We start from the raw sequence: 13,461 nt of genomic DNA, 5'->3' as shown, positions 1-13,461 counted from the left end.
GAGCAACAGCGACAGCAAAGACAAAACCAAGGAGGGCGCTGGCTCGGGGCAGATGGTGGGCCGACAGCGGCCTTCGTCCGCAATCGATAGAATGTACGGCTCCCCGTTGTCGTCGCCCGCAATGCCCGCCACGCAAGACGCTCCGCTCGAAACCCTGTTCCTGCCGTTCGCGCAAGGCGCATTGCGCTGGCCGGCCGGGCGCGTGCTGTTCCTGCGCGCGCGCGAGGGCTGGCCGCTGCGCCGGCATGCCGCCGCCGAGGGGCTGTTGTGCGAGCAGAGTTTCCGGCCGTTCGCCGATGCGCTGGAGCGGGGCGGTTGGACGGTGCTCGACGAGGCCGCGGTCGAGTCGGCCGGGGCGCGTTATCCACTGGTGCTGGTGCTGCCGCCGCGGCAGCGCGACGAGGCGCGGGCGCTGTTCGCGCGGGCCGTGTCGTTGGCGGCGCCGGGTGGCGTCGTGCTGGCCTGCCAGGCCAACGACGAGGGCGCCAAGTCCGGCGAGAGCGACCTGCAGCAGTTGGCGGGCCTCGGCGGCAAGCTGACCAAGAACCATTGCCGCGTCTACTGGGCCGCACCGCTGCAGGGGCGACATGACGGCGACCTGCTGGCGCGCTGGCTGGCGCTGGACGCGCCGCGCCCGATCCTCGATGGGCGGTTCAGCAGCCGCCCGGGCGTGTTCGCCTGGGATCGCATCGATGCGGCCTCGGCGCTGCTGGCCGAGCAGTTCCCGCCCGATCTGGCCGGACACGGCGCCGACCTCGGCGCCGGCTACGGGTACCTGTCCAGCGAGCTGCTGCGGCGCTGCCCGCAGGTGCGGGCGCTGGATCTCTACGAGGCCGAGGCGCGCGCGCTGGCCTTGGCGCGGACCAACCTGCGTTCGTTCGAGGACGAGGTGCGGCTCGGCTACCACTGGCACGACGTCACCGCCGGGTTGAGCGGGAGCTTCGATTTCATCGTCAGCAATCCGCCGTTCCACGCGCCGTCGCGCGAGGAGAGGCCGGACATCGGCCGGCGCTTCATCGAGGTGGCGGCCCGCGCGCTTCGGCCCGGTGGCCGGTTGCTGCTCGTCGCCAACCGGCACCTGCCCTACGAGCAGGTGCTGGGCGCGCAGTTCGACGCGGTGCAGGTGCTCGCCGAACGCGACGGTTTCAAGGCGATCGCCGCGGTGCGCGGGGCGCGCGCATGAAGCTGGTCAAGCACATCGCCAACCTCGGCTACGGCAGCCGCAAGCAGGTGCAACAGATGTTCCGCGAGGGCCTGTTCACCGACGCGCAGGGCGAGGTGCTGTACGCCGACGACCAGGTGCCGCACGAGGCGATCCGCTTCGACGGCGAGGCGCTGGACCCGCCGCCGGGCTTTGCGCTGATGCTGCACAAGCCGGTCGGCTACACCTGCTCGACCAAGGACAGCGGCCGGCTGGTCTACGACCTGCTGCCGCCGCGCTTCCGGCTGCGCTCGCCGCTGATCTCGCCGGTCGGGCGGCTCGATCGCGACACCAGCGGCCTGCTGCTGATGACCGACGACGGCGCGCTGCTGCACCGGATCGTCTCGCCCAAGTCGAGGCTCGGCAAGGTGTACGAGGCCGAGCTGGCGCAGGACCTGCACGGCGACGAGGCGGGGCTGTTCGCCAGCGGCACGTTGATGCTCGAGTCGGAAACCAAGCCGCTGCTGCCGGCGGAGCTGGAAGTGCTCGATGCCCGCCGCGCCCGCCTGACCCTGCACGAGGGGCGCTACCACCAGGTGCGGCGGATGTTCGCCGCCACCGGCAACCGCGTCGTCGCGCTGCACCGCAGCCGCATCGGCGGGCTGGGGTTGGGCGGCCTGCCCGAGGGACAATGGCGCGCGCTGGCGCAGGCCGATCTCGACGCGTTGTTCGCAGGAGAATCCACATGAACGCGGTTTTGCCGCTGCCGTCGTTGCCGAGGGCGGTGATCTTCGACATGGACGGGCTGATGCTCGATAGCGAGCGGGCGATCATCGAATGCCTGGCGCAGGCGAGCACGCTGCTGGGCGAGGACATCGCGCCAGACTACTGGCTCGGCATGGTCGGCAAGGGCGATGCGGCGTGCCGGGCGATGCTGGCCGAACGGATCGGGGAGGTGCGCGCCGATGCGCTGCTCGGCCGCGCCCGCGAGCTGTACGGCGATGTCGTCGAGCAGGGCATTCCGCACCGGCCGGGCATCATCGCGCTGCTGGAATGGCTGGCGGCGAACGGCATCCCGCGCGCAGTGGGCACCTCGACCCAGCGGCCGCTGGCGCTGCGCAAGCTCGAGGCGGCCGACCTGCTGTGGCGCTTCGACGCGGTCGCGACCAGCAGCGACGTGGAGCACGCCAAGCCGGCGCCGGACATCTACCTGCTGGCCGCGCGCAAGCTGGGCATCGCGCCCGAGCACTGCCTGGTGCTGGAGGATTCCCCGACCGGCGTGCAGGCCGCGCTGGCGGCGGGCATGACGCCGATCCAGATTCCCGACCTGGTGGCGCCCGACGAGGCGGTGCTGGCCTTGGGGCATCGCATCGTGGCATCGCTGGACGAGGCGCAGCGGTTGCTGGAGGAATGCCGGTCTGGATGAGGCCGGGACTCGGGTTTCGGGACTGGGGACTCGGCAAGGCGACAAGCCTGCTTCGGATCGAGCGCTGTTTGTAGGAGAGGCTTCAGCCTCGACGGGCTTTACCTGAGAAGCCGGGACCCGGGATCGGGACCCGGAAAAGCAACAAGCCTGCTTCGGATCGAGTGCAGGTATGGGAGGGACTTCAGTCCCGACAGGCTTTGCCGGCCTTCTGTCGGGGCTGAAGCCCCTCCCACAAAAGAGCAAGAATCGGCGCAAAAAGCCTAAAAAAACTTGACGGGCAATCGAGGCCGAAGCTCCTGTTTTGGAGTCCCGAGTCCCGCACGTCCAAAAATACGAAGGGCCGGCTGCAGGCAGCCGGCCCTTCGTGGATCACCGCCCGCGGATCACGGCCAGTTGAGGTTGAACGACACGCCGACGATGCGCGGTTCGTTGTACACCGCGGCCATGTAGTTCTCGATCACGCCCTTGAGGTTCTTCTCGTTGGTGATGTTGCGCGCGAACGCGGCCACTTCCCAGGCGCCGTAGCCGCCGGTGTAGCCCACGCGCAGGCCGCCCTCGAAGCTGCCCTTGGCGTTGAACTCGGTGCTGTCGTACAGGACGAAGCTGGTGTAGCCCTGCTTGTTCCAGTCGGTGGCGACGAAGTACGAACCGCCGTCGTCGACCGGGATGTCGTAGCGGGCGCTCAGGTTGAGGTTGTACTTGGGCGCGTTCGGCAGCGGGTTGCCGTCGATCTGGGCGAAGGTGTTGGCGCCGACCTTGATCGTCGGGTCGTCGACCGTGCACACCACCACGCCGTTGAGGCCGCAGACCTGGGCGTACACGCGCTTGTCCTTGATCTCGCTGTGCAGCAGGCTCAGGCCGGCGCTGATCGCCAGGTTCGGCACCGGGCGCCAGTCGAGGTCGGCCTCCAGGCCGTAGGCCTTGGCCTTGTCGGCATTGAACAGCACGCCGTTGCCGTTGGAGTCGTTGCCGTTGAGCTGGATGTCGTCGACCGTGTAGGTGAACGCGGTGGCGTTCAGGCGCAGGCGGTTGTCGAACAGGCTGCTCTTGATGCCCGCTTCCCACGACAGGATGGTTTCCGAGTCGGCGGTGGTGAAGTCGGCGTTGAACACCGCCGAGCGGCCCTGGATGGTCGGGCCGCGGAAGCCGCGGGCGACGCGCGCGTAGGCGCCGAACTCGGGGGTGAACTGGTACATCGCGCTCAGGTCCCAGCTCGGCTGGGTGTCGGCCATCTTCACGTCGCGGCGGCCGGTATAGGTGACGGTGCCGTCGGCGCGGTCGGCGGTCTTCAGCAGACGCGTTTCCTTGGAGTCGCGGGTCTGGCGGACGCCGGCGGTCAGGGTCAGCTGGTCGGTGGCCTTCCAGCTGACCTGGCCGAACCCGGCCCAGGAAGTGTTGCTGTTGCGCAGGCGCACCCAGTTGTTCGGGTTGCGCGCGGCGCCTTCCAGGAAATAGGCGCGCTGGTAGAAATCGGTGGTGTCGCGGCCGTCGAACCAGAACGCGCCGACCTGCCAGGACAGCGGATCGGTCTCGTTGCTGGCCAGGCGCAGTTCCTGGGTGTACTGGTCGAGGTCGCGGACCTGGCCCATCGACTGGCCGTAGCCGTTCGGCACGCCGTTGACCGGGTAGTCGGCCGCGGCGCCGCCGTCGGTATCGCCGCGGCTGTAGCCGGAGGTGGTCTCGTAGGCGCTGATCGAGGTCAGCGAGACGTTGCCGAAGTCGTAGACCGCCTTGATCGAGCCGCCGTGGGTCTTGTAGGCCTGCGGGTTGTCGTGGGCTTCGTCGTAGGCGACCTTGTCGCGCGGCACGTCGACCTTGTTGGAGCCCTTCGTGAGCGCGCCGCGCAGGAACAGGGTGGAGGTGCCGTCGTAGTCGCGGGTGTGCGCCGAGGCCAGGATCGAGAACTCGTCGCTGGGCTTGAGCAGCAACTGCAGGCGCGCGTTGCGGTCGTCGTAGCCGCCCATCGCGTCCTTCTTGGGCGTGACCGTACCGTCGGCGCTGGGGCCGCGGTAGGTGTTGTCGACCCAGTCGTCGCGGTGCTGGTACAGCGCCGAGACGCGGAACGAGAGCACGTCGTTGATCGGGCCGCCGAAACCGCCGTCGAGCGAGACGGTGTTGTAGCTGCCGTAGCTGGCGCTGACCCGGCCGGCGTACTCGTCGCTGGGCTTGATCGAGTCGAACTTGACGATGCCGGCGGTGGTGTTGCGGCCGAAGAGCGTGCCCTGCGGGCCGCGCAGCACTTCGACCTGGTCCAGGTCGTAGACCGGGTTGGACTTCAGCACGACGTGCTCGAGCACCACGTCGTCCTGGATGATCGAGACCGGCTGCGAGGCGCCGAGGTAGAAGTCGATGTTGCCCAGGCCGCGGATGTAGAAGCGCGGGAAGATGCGGCCGGTGGTCGTCTCGGCATAGAAGCTGGGCACGCGGCCGGACAGCGCCAGCAGGGTGTCGTCGCCGCCGGCGGTGATGTTGCGCATCGCCTCGCCCTGCATCACGCCGACCGAGACCGGGACCTCCTGCAGGTTCTGCTCGCGGCGCTCGGCGGTGACGGTGATCTGGTCGAGCGAGGTGGCCGTGTCGGCACCGCGCGGTGCGGCGTCCTGCGCCGAGGCGGCGGTCGAGGCCAGCAGCAGGCCGGCGCAGGCGCAGGCGAGCGCGTTGCGGCGCAGGGCCGGGCGAACGGGGGCGGCAGCGCCGTGCGGCGCCGAGAGAACGGAGGGGTGCAACGGCATGGATCGGGTCCTTTGGTGCGCTGGCTGGGTTCCTTCCGGCCCTGCGCAAGGCCGGCGACCGCGCGGTGTCTTTCCGCGCCGCGGCACTGTATGTCGAAACCTTTGCGAAATGTTGACGGAATTTGAACGAATGGCCGCGCGCGCCATCCGATGGCGCGGAACGGCAACCGGCAGGCTCAGGCGTACTGCATCTTGCGGGTCATCCCGCCGTCGACGACGAAGTCCTGGCCGGTGACGAACCCGGACAGCCCGGGCGAGAGCAGGTATACCGCCAGCTGGGCGATGTCCGGCGGCACGCCGACCCGCCCGGCCGGGTGCTGGGCATGGTCGCGGCGCGACAGCTTCGGTGTGCGCCGCCGCGCGGGGGCCTGCCAGTCGTCGGTGGCGATCCAGCCCGGCGCGATCGCGTTGACCCGCACCGCAGGTCCTTCGCTCAGGGCGAGCGCGTGGGTGAAGGCGAGCAGGCCGCCCTTGGCCGCGGCATAGGGCTCGCTGTGCGGCTCGGACTGGTAGGCGCGGGTCGAGAGGATATTGACGATCGCGCCGCCGCCCTCGGCTTCGCGCAGCGCGGGCAGGGCGTGCTTGCTGCACAGGAACGCGCCGTGCAGCGACGACAGCCGGCGCTGCCATTCGCTCCAGTCCAGCGCGTCCAGCGACGGCACGTGCGGGTCGGCGATGCCGGCGTTGTTGACCAGCCCGTCGATGCGCCCGAACCGGGCCAGCGCGGCCGCGGCGAAGCGCGCGGCGCTGCGTTCGCTGGCCACGTCCAGCCTGGCGAACGCGCACCGCCCGGGCAGGTTCCACTCGCGCAGGCAGGCCCTGCCGGCTTCCGCGTCGAGGTCGCCGATCAGCACGCGGCCGCCGGCGCCGAGCACGGCCTGGGCGATGCCGCGGCCGATGCCCTGGGCGCCGCCGGTGACCAGGATCACCCGGTCCTGCAGCGGGGCGGCGGGCCAGGCGGATATGGGGGGCGTCAGTGACATGGGATTCCTCCGAACGGCAAGAGAGGCAGGCACGGAATGGCTGGCGGAACAACCCTGCAGGAGCGGCTGAGGCCGCTCCCGCGAAAGCCCCTTCTACGTACGACCTGGAGGGGCGGAATTCAGCGGAACAGCTTCTCCCAGCCCTCATGGCCGAGCTTGTCCAGCGTTTCGAGGTTGCGCTCCACGATCACGTCCGGGTCGGGGAACGCGGCGACGGCGCGCTCGACGCTGTCCTCGCGCAGCAGGTGCAGGGTCGGCCACGGCGAGCGGTTGGTGTAGTTGCCGATATCGTCCGGCGCGGCGCCGGCGAACTGGTAGTCGGGGTGGAAGCTGGCCACCTGAAGCACGCCCTGCAGGTCCAGCGCCTCGACCGCCGCGTCGGCATTGTCGAGGAAGTCGTTGTAGTCGAGGAAATCGCCCAGCACGTCCGGATGCACGATCAGCGTGGTGTCGATCCGCTCGGCCGGGGTATCGCGCAGCAGCACCAGTTCCTCGGCCAGCTGCTCCAGCAGCGCCTCGGGCGTGGTGGCGTCGCTGAGCACCAGCCGCACCTGGTCCTTGACGTAGACCGCCTTGGCGAACGGGCACAGGTTCAGGCCGATCACCGCGCGCTCGATCCAGCGGCGGGTATCGCCGAGGTAGTCGGGCCTGGCGGCGGGAGCGTCGTCGTGCTGCATCGCCCGCCTCAGTCGCGGAAGTTGTCGAACTGCAGCGGCACCTCGAACTCGGCCTTGCGCAGCAGGGCGATCGTCTCCTGCAGGTCGTCGCGCTTCTTGCCGGTGACGCGCAGCTTGTCGCCGTTGATCTGGCTGTCGACCTTGAGCTTGGCCTCCTTGATCCTGGCGGCGATCTGCTTGGCGACCTTCTGCTCGATGCCCTGCTTGACGGTGATCTTCTGGCGCGCGCCGGCGAGGTTGGTCTCCACGTCGCCGAATTCCAGGCAGCGGAAGTCGATGCCGCGCGCACCCAGGCGCTGGCGCAGGATGTCGGTCATCTGCTTGAGCTGGAAGTCGCTCGGCGCCGACTGGGTGATCAGCTTGTCGTCCTCGAGCACGAACTTCGCGTCCACGCCCTTGAAGTCGAAGCGGGTGGACAGCTCGCGGTTGGCCTGGTCCACGGCGTTGGTCAGCTCGTGCTTGTCGACCTCGGAGACGATATCGAAGGAAGGCATGGCGTATTCCCGGGAAAAACGACGTCCAGTTTAGAACCGGGCGGCCGCCGTGGCGACCTGGGGCACCGCGCCGGCGCCCTGCGCACGCGTCCGGCCGGCGATGCGGTGCCTTCGCGGCCGTCGCCGGCGATAATGAGGCATGCCCAACACTCGTTCCCCTGTCCGCGCGGTCGCGTGGATGCTGGCCGCGGTCGCCAGTTTCTCGCTGATGGACGCCGCGATGAAGCTGCTGTCCGCGCATTACCCGCCGTTGCAGGTGACCATGCTGCGGGGCGGTGCCTCGCTGCCGTTCGTGCTGGCCTGGGTGCTGGCCAGCGCCGGCGTGCGCTCGATGGTGCCGGTGCGCTGGGGCCTGCACCTGCTGCGCGGCGCGCTCGGCATGGCGATGATCGGCTGCTTCGTGTACGGGCTGAAGCGCATGCCGCTGTCCACCGCCTACACGATCTACTTCGTCTCGCCGTTGCTGGTGGCGGCGCTTTCGGTGCCGTTGCTGGGCGAGCGGGTGGGGCCGCGGCGCTGGACCGCGATCGCCATCGGCCTGGTCGGCGTGATCGTGGTGCTGCGGCCGGGCGTCGACGGCATCATCTCGTTGCCCGGGCTGATGGTGCTGCTGGCGGCGGTGTCGTACGCGGTGGCCTCGGTCACGGTCAGCCTGCTCACCCGCACCGACACCTCGCAGTCGATGGTGGTGTGGTTCCTGCTGATCATGACGGTCGGCGCGGCGGTCCTGGCGATCCCGGGCTGGGTGCCGCTGCAGCCGGCGCATGCCGCGCTGATCGCCGGCATGGGCCTGGCCGGCGCGCTGGGCCAGGTCGCGCTGACCCGGGCGTTCCAGTCGGGCGAAGCCTCGATGGTGGCGCCGCTGGAGTACACCGGCCTGGTCTGGGTGATCGGCTGGGACTGGCTGCTGTGGCGCGTGCTGCCGGACCGGGCGACCTGGATCGGCGCGGCGATCATCGTCGCCAGCGGGCTGTACCTGCTGCGGCGCGAGCGGGTGCGGAAGGTGAAGCCGCTGCCGCCCCTGGACCATCCGTAGGCCGCCGGTCCGACGGAGCTCAGCGGCCGTCCGGCTTCCGTTGACGGCGGCCGCGGCGCGACGGCCGGCGTTTCGCGGACATCGCCTGCGCGGCCAGCCACAGGCCGAGCGCCGTGCACAGCAGGCCCAGCCCGCCCCAGATCAGTGGCGTGCCCCAGGTACCGACGAACCCGCCGACGATCGCCTGCTCCGGCGCGTCCGGGCGGTAGTAGACCTTGACCTCGGCACCGACCGCGGGCGATCGCTGCGTCGAGCAGGCCTCGCCGACGAACTGGACCGGCTGGCCGCGCGCGGTTTCGAACGCCACCTGCGGGCAGTAGTACTTGACGAGGCCGTCCTCGCGGGTGTTCAGCCAGCGCTCGCGCAGGGCGACGACCTTGCCGGTGGTGCGCAGGGCATCGTCCAGCGAGGCATAACGGCCCTTCACGATCAGCGCGGTCACCACCAGCACCGCCAGCCCCAGCGCCAACGGCGTGGCCCACAGCCAATGCGGGCTGATCTCGTAGTCCTTGCCGTCCGGTCCTGGCGCGCTCACGGTCCTGCCCCCTGGTCTGCCGGCCGACACCCTAGCAGCCGGACCAGGGCGCCGTAACGAAGCCGCCGCCGGGCACGGTCCCGCGGCGGGGCCGCGACCCTGGCCTGGCGGGGCGCCTGAGAACCAATGGGAATAAGATTCCACCTTTCGAAGCCCCCGGCGCCGGCCCTGCGCTGGTAGGCTTCACGCCCCCCCGTTCCCCGACCCGGTTCCCAGCGCGGTGATCCAGTTCCAGCGCCTGCACAAGTCCTATTCCGTCGCCGGCCGCGAGGTCGTCGCCCTGCATCCGCTGGACCTGGAGATCCGGGCCGGCGAGGTGTTCGGCATCATCGGCCATTCGGGCGCCGGCAAGTCCACGCTGATCCGGCTGATCAACCGGCTGGAGGAGCCCAGCGGCGGGCGCCTGCTGATCGACGGCCAGGACGCCACGGCACTGGACCGCGACGGCCTGCGCGCGCTGCGCCGGCGGATCGGCATGATCTTCCAGCACTTCAACCTGCTGTCCTCGCGCACCGTGGCCGGCAACGTCGCCTTCCCGCTCGAGCTGGCCGGCACGCCGCGCGCCGAGATCGACGCGCGCGTGGCCGAGCTGCTGGGCACCGTGGGCCTGCAGGCGCATGCCGGCAAGTACCCGGCGCAACTGTCGGGCGGGCAGAAGCAGCGCGTCGGGATCGCCCGCGCGCTGGCCACGCGTCCGCGGATCCTGCTGTGCGACGAGGCCACCAGCGCGCTCGACCCGCAGACCACCGCCGCGGTGCTGGCGCTGCTGGCGAAGATCAACCGCGAACTGGGCCTGACGATCGTGCTGATCACCCACGAGATGGACGTGATCCGCCGCGTCTGCGACCGCGTCGCCGTGCTCGATGCCGGCCACCTGGTCGAGAGCGGGCCGGTGACGCAGGTGTTCCTGCATCCGCAGCACCCGACCACGCGCCGCTTCGTTTCCGAGGCCGAGCACGTCGACGAGGGCGAACTGCACCGCGATTTCGACGCGGTGGCCGGGCGCATCGTGCGCCTGACCTTCCTCGGCGGCGACACCTATCAGCCGCTGCTGGGCCGGATCGCGCGCGATACCGGCGTGGACTACAACATCCTGTCCGGCCGCATCGACCGCATCAAGGACACGCCGTACGGCCAGCTGACCGTCGCGCTGGTCGGCGGCGACATCGCCGCGGCGCAGGCGGGGTTCGCCGCCGCCGGCGTGCACGTGGAGGAATTGCGCGCATGAACGCCCCGCTGATCGCCGCCGCGGACGGCTTCTTCCGCAACCTCGATGCCGCCAAGTGGGGCGAGATCGGCCGCGCCACGCTCGACACCCTGTCGATGCTGGCCGGTTCGCTGCCCCTGACCCTGCTGATCGGGCTGCCGCTGGGCGTGCTGCTGTTCCTCAGCGGTTCGCCGCAGCTGCGCCGCCGCCCGGTGCTGCACGGCGTGCTGGCGCTGGTGGTCAACCTGCTGCGCTCGGTGCCCTTCATCATCCTGATGATCGCGATGATCCCGCTGACGCTGGCGCTGATGGGCACCTCGCTGGGCGTGCGCGGCGCGATCCTGCCGCTGGTGGTCGGCGCCGCGCCGTTCTACGCGCGGCTGGTCGAGACCGCGCTGCGCGAGGTCGACCGCGGCGTGGTCGAAGCCAGCCAGGCGATGGGCGCGACCACCCGCCAGCTGGTGTTCAAGGTGCTGCTGCCGGAAGCGCTGCCGGGCCTGATCGCCGGCGCCACCGTGACCACGATCGCGCTGATCGGCTTCACCGCGATGGGCGGCGCGATCGGCTCGGGCGGACTCGGCGACGTCGCCTACCGCGAGGGCTACCTGCGCTCGCGCTCGGATGTCGCGCTGGTCACGGTCGTGCTGCTGCTGGTGCTGGTGCAGGTGCTGCAGATGCTCGGCGACCGGCTGGTGGCGCACTACAGCCGGCGTTGAGCCGGTTCGCCTGCGGGTCGATCCGTCCGTGGGAGCGGTTGAAACCCTTCCACAGGCAGTCTGTTTTGCTACGGTTTCCCACTCTCCCCCCCTTGGAATCGCCGATGAAGACCTTCCTGCTCCGTCCGTTGTTGCTGGTCGCCTCCGCGCTGGCGCTGTCCGCCTGCGGCGGCGCGTCGTCCTCCAAGGGCGACACGCTCAGCGTCGCCGCCACCGCGGTGCCGCACGCCGAGATCCTCGACGTGGTCAAGCCGCTGCTGGAAAAGGAGGGCGTCAAGCTCGACGTGCACGTGTTCAACGACTACGTGCAGCCCAACGACCAGGTGGTGCAGAAGCAGATCGACGTCAACTACTTCCAGACCGAGCCGTACCTGGACGCCTACAACCGCGACCGCAAGAGCGACCTGGTGACCGTGGTCGGCGTGCACATCGAGCCGTTCGGCGCCTACTCGCGCCGCTACAAGTCGCTGGCCGAACTGCCGCAGGGCGCGGACGTGGTGATCCCCAACGACCCCAGCAACAACAGCCGTGCGCTGATCCTGCTCGACAAGGCGGGGCTGATCAAACTGAAGGATCCCGCCAATGCGCTGTCGACCCAGCGCGACATCGTCGAGAACCCCAAGGGCCTGAAGTTCCGCGAGCTGGACTCGGCGATGCTGCCGCGCGTGCTCGACCAGGTCGACCTGGCGCTGATCAACACCAACTACGCGCTCGATGCCGGCCTCAATCCCACCCAGGACGCGCTGGCGATCGAGAGCAAGGACTCGCCGTACGTGAACTACCTGGTCGCCCGCGCCGACAACAAGGACGACCCGCGCGTGCAGAAGCTCGCCAAGGCGTTGACCAGCCCGGAAGTGAAGGCCTTCATCGAGCAGAAGTACCACGGCGCGGTATTGCCGGCGTTCTGATCCCGGGCCTGGTCTTCTCCGCGGAAGGCGTGCCCGTATGCGGGCAGCCGGCGCCGGCGCGCACCGCGGCGCCCGGCGTGGAACGGGCGTTCCGGGGCCGCCAAGAAGAAACGGGCCTTGCGGCCCGTTTCTTCCGAGATCGCGATGGACGATGCGGTCAGAACCGCGCGCCGATGCCGACGCCCACGGTCCACGGATCCAGCTTCAGGTCCTGGCCGGTGCCCTCGCCGCCGACGGTGACGTCCGGGCGCGCGTGCATGTAGCGCGCATCGGCACGGGCGAACCAGGTCGAGTTGATGTTCATGTCGACGCCGACCGTGCCGATCGCGCCCTTGGCCTTGTCCACGCCGACCCGGCCGTCGGCGCCCGCCAGCGCGTCGATCTTCTCGTTGCTGAACTTCGACTCGTAGTAGCCCACGCCGACGAACGGGCGGAAGGTGTTGTCGGCCTGGCCGAAGTGGTACTGCGCGCTCAGCGCGACCGGCTGCTGCTCGACCGTGCCGATCTTGCCGGCGTCGCTCTTGACGCGGTGGTTGAACTTGTCGGCCGCGCCCCACAATTCGACCGCCCAGTTGTCGTTGATGAAGTAGCTGGCGCTGATCGTGGGCGCGACATCGCCGTCGAGCTTCTTCACGCCCGTGGCCGGATCGCTCTTCGGCTGCAGGATCGTGGCGCTGCCGACGACGGCCCAGTGCTTGCCCGAAGCGGTTTCGTTGCTGACCGGGTTGCCGTAGATGTCCTGTTGCGCGGTGGCCGTATCCTGCGCGAACGCGGCAGGCGCAAAGGCGAGGGCAGTGACGGTGGCCAGGCTCAGGATGGAAATCGAACGCATGAGGTGACTCCTCTTTCTTCTCGTAGGCCCGTGGAGGTGGGCGCGGCACACCGTAGTCCGGCCGATATGAATCGATGCCGACCCCGAGCGGCACATCGTCGTTTTCATTCAGCAATTCGCGGGAAAACCCGCGGCGTCGCTGGTTCCATGCCATTGCCGATGTTCATCCAGATGCAGCCATCGTGACGAAGAACACGCTCCTCCAAGGCTTGCCAGCGCAGCTCGACGCGCATTGCCGCGTGCTCGTGCTCGGTTCCATGCCCGGCGCGCAATCGCTGGCGCAATCGCGCTATTACGCGCACCCGCGCAACCGGTTCTGGCCGTTGATGGCGCGACTGCTCCGGTTCGATCCGGCGCTGGATTACCCGGCCAGGATCGCCGCGCTGAAACGTTCCGGCGTCGGCGTGTGGGACGTGATCGGGCAATGCGTCCGCAACGGCAGCCTCGATGCGTCGATCGACCGCGCGAGCATCGTGCCGAACCCGCTGCCGGAGCTGCTGGCCGCGTTGCCCGAGATATCGGTGGTGGCCTGCAATGGCGCGACCGCGGCGCAGGCGTGGCGCCGCCATATCGCACCGCAGCTGGCGGCGTCGCCGCGCGCGCCGGCGGTGCTGGCGCTGCCGTCCACCAGTCCGGCCAATGCGGCGTTCACGCTGGCGCGCCTGGAACGGGCCTGGAGCGCGCTGCTGCCGTACCTGCGCGGCTGAGCGCGGCGCTGCCGGAAGTCATGCCCGCCTTCGGCACGGGCGGCGGGCGGGCGGTCCCGGCAACATG

At 69.8% G+C, this 13,461-nt stretch carries 14 protein-coding genes; 8 read left to right on the top strand and 6 right to left on the bottom strand.

Features of this window, described 5'->3' with window-relative positions:
* Positions 1 to 121 precede the first annotated feature (121 nt).
* The 3 genes from FD678_RS18070 to FD678_RS18060 are packed head-to-tail and all read left to right on the top strand — an operon-like array spanning position 122 to position 2,567.
* Positions 122 to 1,183, top strand: coding sequence for a class I SAM-dependent methyltransferase (locus FD678_RS18070; RefSeq protein ID WP_140727282.1), 1,062 nt, complete (start codon positions 122 to 124; stop codon positions 1,181 to 1,183).
* The gene (locus tag FD678_RS18065) at positions 1,180 to 1,890 is read left to right on the top strand and encodes a pseudouridine synthase (RefSeq protein WP_140727280.1); all 711 of its coding nucleotides are present in this window, start codon (positions 1,180 to 1,182) and stop codon (positions 1,888 to 1,890) included. The genes FD678_RS18070 and FD678_RS18065 overlap by 4 nt, the downstream gene beginning before the upstream one ends.
* A complete protein-coding gene (locus tag FD678_RS18060) occupies positions 1,887 to 2,567 on the top strand; it encodes an HAD family hydrolase (protein ID WP_140727278.1) in 681 nt (226 codons plus the stop codon). Before FD678_RS18065 ends, FD678_RS18060 begins: the two co-directional genes overlap by 4 nt.
* 383 nt (positions 2,568 to 2,950) lie before the next feature.
* Here the strand turns inward: FD678_RS18060 and FD678_RS18055 are convergent, their stop codons facing one another.
* From FD678_RS18055 to FD678_RS18040, 4 genes are all read right to left on the bottom strand, one after another.
* Entirely contained in the window at positions 2,951 to 5,299 is a 2,349-nt protein-coding gene (locus FD678_RS18055; protein ID WP_140727276.1) for a TonB-dependent receptor, read from the bottom strand.
* 176 nt (positions 5,300 to 5,475) lie between these two features.
* The gene (locus tag FD678_RS18050) at positions 5,476 to 6,282 is read right to left on the bottom strand and encodes an SDR family oxidoreductase (protein WP_140727274.1); all 807 of its coding nucleotides are present in this window, start codon (positions 6,280 to 6,282) and stop codon (positions 5,476 to 5,478) included.
* Between the two features lie 119 nt (positions 6,283 to 6,401).
* Positions 6,402 to 6,959, bottom strand: coding sequence for a DUF1415 domain-containing protein (locus FD678_RS18045; RefSeq protein ID WP_140727272.1), 558 nt, complete (start codon positions 6,957 to 6,959; stop codon positions 6,402 to 6,404).
* Between the two features lie 8 nt (positions 6,960 to 6,967).
* Positions 6,968 to 7,453 carry a YajQ family cyclic di-GMP-binding protein gene (locus FD678_RS18040; RefSeq protein ID WP_140727270.1) on the bottom strand — a complete coding sequence of 162 codons (486 nt, stop codon included), beginning with the start codon at positions 7,451 to 7,453 and terminating at the stop codon, positions 6,968 to 6,970.
* Positions 7,454 to 7,592: 139 nt separating this feature from the next.
* On the opposite strand from FD678_RS18040, the gene FD678_RS18035 reads away from it, so the two are divergent.
* The gene (locus FD678_RS18035) at positions 7,593 to 8,489 is read left to right on the top strand and encodes a DMT family transporter (RefSeq protein WP_140727268.1); all 897 of its coding nucleotides are present in this window, start codon (positions 7,593 to 7,595) and stop codon (positions 8,487 to 8,489) included.
* A 19-nt stretch (positions 8,490 to 8,508) separates the two neighbouring features.
* Here the strand turns inward: FD678_RS18035 and FD678_RS18030 are convergent, their stop codons facing one another.
* The gene (locus tag FD678_RS18030) at positions 8,509 to 9,024 is read right to left on the bottom strand and encodes a DUF3592 domain-containing protein (RefSeq protein ID WP_177497886.1); all 516 of its coding nucleotides are present in this window, start codon (positions 9,022 to 9,024) and stop codon (positions 8,509 to 8,511) included.
* A 220-nt stretch (positions 9,025 to 9,244) separates the two neighbouring features.
* Between FD678_RS18030 and FD678_RS18025 the strand changes: the two genes are divergently transcribed.
* The 3 genes from FD678_RS18025 (at position 9,245) to FD678_RS18015 (ending at position 11,855) form a co-directional block, all read left to right on the top strand.
* Positions 9,245 to 10,252, top strand: coding sequence for a methionine ABC transporter ATP-binding protein (locus tag FD678_RS18025; RefSeq protein ID WP_140727264.1), 1,008 nt, complete (start codon positions 9,245 to 9,247; stop codon positions 10,250 to 10,252).
* Complete coding sequence (locus FD678_RS18020; protein WP_140727262.1) at positions 10,249 to 10,947, top strand: methionine ABC transporter permease; 699 nt, start codon at positions 10,249 to 10,251, stop codon at positions 10,945 to 10,947. The genes FD678_RS18025 and FD678_RS18020 overlap by 4 nt, the downstream gene beginning before the upstream one ends.
* Before the next feature lie 104 nt (positions 10,948 to 11,051).
* On the top strand, positions 11,052 to 11,855 hold the full coding sequence (locus FD678_RS18015; protein WP_140727260.1) for a MetQ/NlpA family ABC transporter substrate-binding protein: 804 nt from the start codon (positions 11,052 to 11,054) through the stop codon (positions 11,853 to 11,855).
* Positions 11,856 to 12,012: 157 nt separating this feature from the next.
* Here FD678_RS18015 and FD678_RS18010 read toward each other — a convergent pair whose 3' ends face one another.
* The gene (locus tag FD678_RS18010) at positions 12,013 to 12,687 is read right to left on the bottom strand and encodes an OmpW/AlkL family protein (RefSeq protein ID WP_140727257.1); all 675 of its coding nucleotides are present in this window, start codon (positions 12,685 to 12,687) and stop codon (positions 12,013 to 12,015) included.
* Between the two features lie 182 nt (positions 12,688 to 12,869).
* Between FD678_RS18010 and FD678_RS18005 the strand changes: the two genes are divergently transcribed.
* Positions 12,870 to 13,394: a DNA-deoxyinosine glycosylase gene (locus FD678_RS18005; protein ID WP_218569830.1), complete on the top strand. Its 525-nt coding sequence runs from the start codon at positions 12,870 to 12,872 to the stop codon at positions 13,392 to 13,394.
* The last annotated feature ends 67 nt before the right edge of the window (positions 13,395 to 13,461 follow it).

This window comes from Pseudomonas sp. Hp2 (assembly GCF_006386585.1).
GTDB lineage: Bacteria > Pseudomonadota > Gammaproteobacteria > Xanthomonadales > Xanthomonadaceae > Pseudomonas_S > Pseudomonas_S boreopolis.
The sequence above is the reverse complement of the archived record's forward strand: the minus strand, read 5'-3'. Positions and strand labels throughout refer to the sequence as shown.

What these genes read in the sequence shown, in the direction of transcription:
- FD678_RS18020 (WP_140727262.1), top strand. Translation starts at nt 10,249, where the DNA reads ATGAACGCCCCGCTGATCGCCGCCGCGGACGGCTTCTTCCGCAACCTC.
- FD678_RS18040 (WP_140727270.1), bottom strand. Translation starts at nt 7,453, where the DNA reads ATGCCTTCCTTCGATATCGTCTCCGAGGTCGACAAGCACGAGCTGACC.
- FD678_RS18065 (WP_140727280.1), top strand. Translation starts at nt 1,180, where the DNA reads ATGAAGCTGGTCAAGCACATCGCCAACCTCGGCTACGGCAGCCGCAAG.
- FD678_RS18050 (WP_140727274.1), bottom strand. Translation starts at nt 6,282, where the DNA reads ATGTCACTGACGCCCCCCATATCCGCCTGGCCCGCCGCCCCGCTGCAG.
- FD678_RS18035 (WP_140727268.1), top strand. Translation starts at nt 7,593, where the DNA reads ATGCCCAACACTCGTTCCCCTGTCCGCGCGGTCGCGTGGATGCTGGCC.
- FD678_RS18070 (WP_140727282.1), top strand. Translation starts at nt 122, where the DNA reads ATGCCCGCCACGCAAGACGCTCCGCTCGAAACCCTGTTCCTGCCGTTC.
- FD678_RS18015 (WP_140727260.1), top strand. Translation starts at nt 11,052, where the DNA reads ATGAAGACCTTCCTGCTCCGTCCGTTGTTGCTGGTCGCCTCCGCGCTG.
- FD678_RS18060 (WP_140727278.1), top strand. Translation starts at nt 1,887, where the DNA reads ATGAACGCGGTTTTGCCGCTGCCGTCGTTGCCGAGGGCGGTGATCTTC.
- FD678_RS18045 (WP_140727272.1), bottom strand. Translation starts at nt 6,959, where the DNA reads ATGCAGCACGACGACGCTCCCGCCGCCAGGCCCGACTACCTCGGCGAT.
- FD678_RS18010 (WP_140727257.1), bottom strand. Translation starts at nt 12,687, where the DNA reads ATGCGTTCGATTTCCATCCTGAGCCTGGCCACCGTCACTGCCCTCGCC.
- FD678_RS18055 (WP_140727276.1), bottom strand. Translation starts at nt 5,299, where the DNA reads ATGCCGTTGCACCCCTCCGTTCTCTCGGCGCCGCACGGCGCTGCCGCC.